Annotated in this window: 6 protein-coding genes; 3 read left to right on the forward strand and 3 right to left on the reverse strand. The window is 45.0% G+C overall.

The genetic code is table 11. The annotated features are described in order from the left end of the window. Window positions 1–243 precede the first annotated feature (243 nt). Entirely contained in the window at window positions 244–474 is a 231-nt protein-coding gene (locus O9290_RS14315; protein WP_288057647.1) for a hypothetical protein, read from the forward strand. A 194-nt stretch (window positions 475–668) separates the two neighbouring features. On the opposite strand, the gene prfB is transcribed toward O9290_RS14315, so the two are convergent. Beyond that, window positions 669–1776 (reverse strand): peptide chain release factor 2 gene (gene prfB / locus O9290_RS14320; RefSeq protein WP_288057649.1). Its coding sequence is split into 2 segments (ribosomal slippage): window positions 669–1703 and window positions 1705–1776, totalling 1107 coding nucleotides; the frame shifts between segments, so codons are not numbered across the junction. Between the two features lie 64 nt (window positions 1777–1840). Between prfB and O9290_RS14325 the strand changes: the two genes are divergently transcribed. Further along, window positions 1841–1963, forward strand: coding sequence for a hypothetical protein (locus tag O9290_RS14325; protein ID WP_288027659.1), 123 nt, complete (start codon window positions 1841–1843; stop codon window positions 1961–1963). 61 nt (window positions 1964–2024) lie between these two features. Here O9290_RS14325 and O9290_RS14330 read toward each other — a convergent pair whose 3' ends face one another. Further along, a complete protein-coding gene (locus O9290_RS14330; RefSeq protein WP_288057652.1) occupies window positions 2025–3161 on the reverse strand; it encodes a DUF3747 domain-containing protein in 1137 nt (378 codons plus the stop codon). Between the two features lie 388 nt (window positions 3162–3549). Here O9290_RS14330 and murD point away from each other — a divergent pair, with 388 nt between their 5' ends. Next, complete coding sequence (gene murD / locus O9290_RS14335; protein WP_288027658.1) at window positions 3550–4899, forward strand: UDP-N-acetylmuramoyl-L-alanine--D-glutamate ligase; 1350 nt, start codon at window positions 3550–3552, stop codon at window positions 4897–4899. On the opposite strand, the gene O9290_RS14340 is transcribed toward murD, so the two are convergent. Next, window positions 4829–5146, reverse strand: a complete 318-nt coding sequence (locus O9290_RS14340) for a phage integrase N-terminal SAM-like domain-containing protein (protein WP_071825013.1) — start codon at window positions 5144–5146, stop codon at window positions 4829–4831. The two genes, murD and O9290_RS14340, sit on opposite strands and share 71 nt — an antisense overlap. Window positions 5147–5295: the final 149 nt, after the last annotated feature.

The following is a 5295-nucleotide window of genomic DNA, read 5'->3' on the forward strand; positions in this document are numbered from 1 at the left end:
AGGCCGAATTTGAATTCTTTTCTGAACAAAACCCCCTACTATCTGTTGTCAAGGTTCAGTTTTTAGCTTGGTTATCGCTTTTTCCATTGTAGCTTAAAGCCGTCCTAAAAGGACGGGGTTTTAACCCAAATTTTCGATAAAGTTATTTCCGCTGCCGAGAAATTTCAACTTCCCGCACCAGATTTTAGAGTAGGTGAGCTCCGAACAACTTCTATCCTATTCGCTCATCAGGATTTTGGCAAAATGAGTCAATCTGACCGTATTCGCGCTTGTTATCAGCACTGTTGTCTCCTCTATGTCGATAATCAACGGATGTCTAACCAAACCTTACGAAATCGCTTTTGTTTAAATGAATCAAAAAACAATACTGTTTCTCAAGTGATTGGGGCAACTAAAGAAGCAGGACTGATTAAACTTGACGAATCTGAATCTAAATCAACTCGTTATGCTCGTTATCTCCCCTTTTGGGCCTAGACTAGCCTTGAGCGAAGTGGAAATGCTAAAAAGTGCTTCAACGCAAATCCATTTTAGGGATGTCAAATCGGCGAAACCCTTATACAGCGAGCAAAAAAGTGCTTCAACGCAAATCGACATTTTTCCAAGAGGAGATTTTATCATCGCGTCCACACGGGAGTGGGACTTGTGGACGACAACGGCGATACATTTCTTTAAACTGCACCCCCCAAACGTAAATAGGCTTCAATAAAGCTATCTAAATCCCCATTCATTACCCGGGTAACATCGGTGGTTTCCACATTACTGCGGAGATCCTTAACCAATTGATAGGGATGAAAAACATAGTTACGGATTTGATTGCCCCAAGCGGCCTCCACCATATCGCCGCGAATTTCGGCGATCGCTTGAGCCTGTTGTTCCCGGGCGATAATTAACAATTTCGCTTTTAATAAAGCTAGGGCTTTTTCTTTATTTTGTAATTGCGATCGCTCTTGGGTACAACGCACAGCGATACCTGTGGGAAGATGAACTACACGCACGGCAGTTTCCACTTTATTAACATTTTGTCCACCTTTTCCCCCAGATCTAGTGGTGGTAATTTCTAAATCTTTATCGGGAATTTCTACCCTCACCGCATCATCGCCCAAAATTGGCATCACTTCCACCCCGGCGAAACTGGTTTGACGTTTACCATTAGCATTAAAAGGGGAAATTCTTACTAACCGATGGGTGCCTTTTTCTCCTTTCAGATAACCGTAAGCATAAGTTCCGGCAATCTCAATTGTCACCGATTTAATTCCCGCTTCATCTCCTTCTGATATTTCCGCTAAAGTGACTTTATAACCCTGTTTCTCGGCCCAGCGAGAATACATTCTCAGGAGCATTTCTGTCCAATCTTGGGCATCGGTTCCCCCGGCCCCCGCATTAATCGTTAAAACCGCTCCTTTTGCGTCGTAGGGACCATTTAAAAGCTGTTGCAATTCCCAGCGATCGAGGTCATGCTGTAAATGAGTTAAATTGTCCGTCGCTTCTTCTAGTAAAGTTCGATCGGATTCTAATTCTAATAACTCGATAATTGCCTTAGTATCTTCTAATTGTTCACACCAACTTTGATAGGTTTCTAAAGAAGATTTACATTCGTTTAGTTCTTGCAGGGTTTTTTGAGCAGTATCGGGATTATCCCAAAAAGTGGGGACAGCTGCCACCTGTTCTAAGTCTTTAATTTTGGCCCTTAAAGTGGGTAAGTCAAAGATAGTCCTGGGTTTTACCCAGGCGCGATCCTACTATCTCGATACCTTTTTTTAGTTCTGATATTTCCATATTTTCAGTTATCAGTTATCAGTTACTCTAGGAGTCAGGAGTCAGGAGTCAGGAGTCAGTCCCGATGAAAAAATTTTCACCCCCACAGAGGAAAGAGGTTTCCTTCCCTACACCCCACACCCCACACCCTACACCCTCTTTCAAGTCAGGAGTTGAGAGTTGGGGTTTTAGGGTTTTGGGGTATTAGTTGAAATTCCCCCATTTCCCTTATCCACTCTCTGTTCCCCGTTGCGCAGTTCCAGCGTTCCCTAAAATGGTACGATCGATCCGCGCAGGGGAGCAAGACTTTGTAAAGCGTTTTCAGCCTTATCACGACTGCTAAACGCGCCTATTTGCCAGACGCGACGACCTTGGTGGGAAGTGGGGAAAGCGTCGGGATAGAGAGAACGAAGCTTAGTGCGATCGCTCTCGGTCTTGGCTTCAATTACTACTTTAAAACCTTTGCGGCCAGTATTACCAGTATTACCAGTATTACTACTACTGGGATTAGGGGCAGCCCGATTAAAAGTGATTACGTCTGATAAACTTCTGGGATTGCCTAAATTGCGCGGTGGCGGTGGTGGTACAATTGCATTACTATTCTGGGAATTGGGAGGAGTCAGGGGGGGTAAATTAGGGGTAACTGGGGGCTGTGGCGTAAAATTTGACTCTGGTACTCGATTAGTGATCACTGGCTGAGGATTGCTCTCTACTGCTGTTTCTGCAGCGGTAAAGGTATATTCTCGCACTTCGGGATTAGCAGCAGGATTAACAGGTGTTTCTGCTTTGACGGATTCTCTGGGGGGGGGTGTGGGGGGGATAGACGATTGGGTACCTGCGAGTAATTCCGGGGGAGGATTGAAACTGGGACTATCGGCAGTTAGATAGATATGACTGAGATTTTGACCGGCTAGACTGCGTTTAGTAAAGCGCCAGCCATCGATGAGATAAATTTGCATTAAACCGGTCCCTAAACCTTTTGTCCGTCCAATAATTACCTCCGATTGCCTGGGATTGCGGGGGGTTCCCACGAGGACTAATTCCCCGTTGCGTTGTACGATACGCAGCAGGTATTCTAAACCGTAATCTTTGCCCTGAATGCGAAGGGAATAACCGTTACTGTCGGTGGCCCGTTCACAACTGCCGGTAAAATCGAAATCGAGCAGCAGAGGCTGAACAATGGTCGGTTCTGTGCCATTTACCGCCCAACATTGGCGTTTTCCTGGGATTTGTTGCAAAATCAGTAAATCGTATTTACCGTTACCGTAGGGTCGGGCAATAGCGATAAAATCTTCTTGATTAACTTCTCTTTGTTCAAAGAGAGTTGCTTGACTCGGTGTAGTCAGGAGACAACCCCCCAGAAGTGAAAACAGTAGGGTAAATTTTAAGGATGATTTTAGATTCATAAATAGGGAGCGTTGTTATAGAGATCGTACTTGCATTTATTTTATCGATCTAGACGTAAGCCAGAGAATTTTGTTTTCTTGGAAGATAGCTAGGGTTTGCTCAATAAATCTAAAAACCTTGTTGGGTAAAACTTTTAGACTTTTTGGTTTCCAAAAAGTACCAGATCTGGTAGTGATCGGGTGGAAAATCCCTGGACTTTTTCCCTGAAAATTAGGTAATTGACCCCCTCAAAATCGCTAAAACCCTACACCCCACACCCTACACCCCACACCCTACACCCTGCCCCCACCGAAAAACTTTTTGCCGCAAACCCTAGTTATTACTCGACCTAATCCACAGTAGGATAGAGATTGCTAAAAATTGACCCTTGAGTAGAGTGGCAACAAGATGGCGAAAGCGGCGATTATTGGATTGGGAAGATCGGGAATAGCAGCGGCAAGATGCTTAAAACGGGATGGTTGGCAGGTGACATTAAGCGATCGCTCTGATTCTCCCAGTTTACAAGCAACCAAAACCAATCTGGAAAGGGAAGGAATTATTGTCAATCTTGGTCAAAATCTCAGTCTAGAGGCTTCGGACTTGCCTAATCTTATCGTGGTTAGCCCCGGGGTGCCTTGGGATGCCCCGATTTTAATTACTGCCAGGGAAAAAGGCATCGATACGATCGGAGAATTAGAATTAGCTTGGCGTTATCTGCAATCTTCCCCTTGGTTGGGTATTACGGGAACTAACGGCAAAACCACCACCACCGCCCTCTGTGCCGCTATTTTTCAAAAAGCGGGGTTAAATGCCCCTTCCTGCGGTAATATCGGCTATGCTGCCTGTGAATTGGCTTTAAAAGCCGATAAATACGATTGGATTATTGCGGAGATTAGTAGTTATCAGATCGAGTCCAGTCGGGATTTATCGCCGAAAATCGGCATCTGGACAACTTTTACCCCCGATCACCTCAGTCGTCATCAAACCCTCGAAAATTATTATCAGATTAAAGCTTCTTTACTGCAAAGAAGCGATCGCCAAATCCTCAACGGTGATGATCCCTATCTGCGTCAAATCGGTGTTAGTCAATGGCAACAAGCTTACTGGACTTCTGTGCAGGGCAAAGCTGCGCTTTTGGGCGATCCTAGTCGTGGTGTTTATCTCCAAGATAACTGGATCGTGGCTTTTGGCGAATTAATTGCCCCGGTTAATCTCCTGAAAATGGTGGGTAGTCACAATCAGCAGAATTTGCTTATGGCTGTGGCCGCCGCTAGATTGGCAGGAATTGAGAAAAAAGCCATTACCGAAGCGATCGCCACTTTCCCCGGGGTTGCCCATCGCTTAGAGTATATTTGTACTTATAAAGGACTAGACTTTATTAATGATAGTAAAGCAACTAATTACGATGCGGCCGCAGTGGGCTTAAAATCTGTCCCTAGTCCGGCGATTTTAATCGCGGGGGGAGAAGCGAAAGCAGGGGATGATCGGGCTTGGATCGCTGAAATTAAGGCAAAAGTCGTCACTGTGCTGCTGATTGGTGACGCTGCCGCCGATTTTGCCCGTCGTTTACAGTCAGCAGGTTATCAAGATTATGAATGTGTAGAGACGATGGACAGGGCAGTTCAACGCGCGGCTGAACTAGGAACAGCAAAAGCGGCTAAAGTGGTCTTACTATCGCCCGCTTGCGCTAGTTTTGACCAATACCAAAGTTTTGAACATCGCGGCGATCATTTCCGGCAGTTGTGTTTACAGTTGTAGGGAATGGGGAATGGAGAGATGGGGGGGCTTGGTTTTGAGTAGAGGCGGCTACGTTTTCCTTGACGGCTAGATGGCTTAAAAATGACTCCATTTCCGCACTACTCATGTCTTTAGGGTGTCTTTTGTCATGAAACAAGGTGTAGCGTCGAATCCAGAAGATGTAGGTTTCTTCCGTGCGGTAGGAATAGTGTTTGATGCGAATAATATCACGAACCTGTTCAAGGAGTTTTTTAGGAGGTTTTTCCATCGGGCAATAGACCTCTTGCAAAAGTCTTAAGTCGATCCTTGTACAGCAACATTTTTGAAGATTATCAACTACTAATAAATAATTAACTGAAAGTCCCTCCCATTATTGTTTCTATCGTTTGTTTTCGGATTTATGCAAGAGGTCTAAAG

Origin of the sequence: Microcystis sp. LE19-41.2A (assembly GCF_027530405.1) — a bacterium.
Lineage (GTDB): Bacteria > Cyanobacteriota > Cyanobacteriia > Cyanobacteriales > Microcystaceae > Microcystis > Microcystis aeruginosa.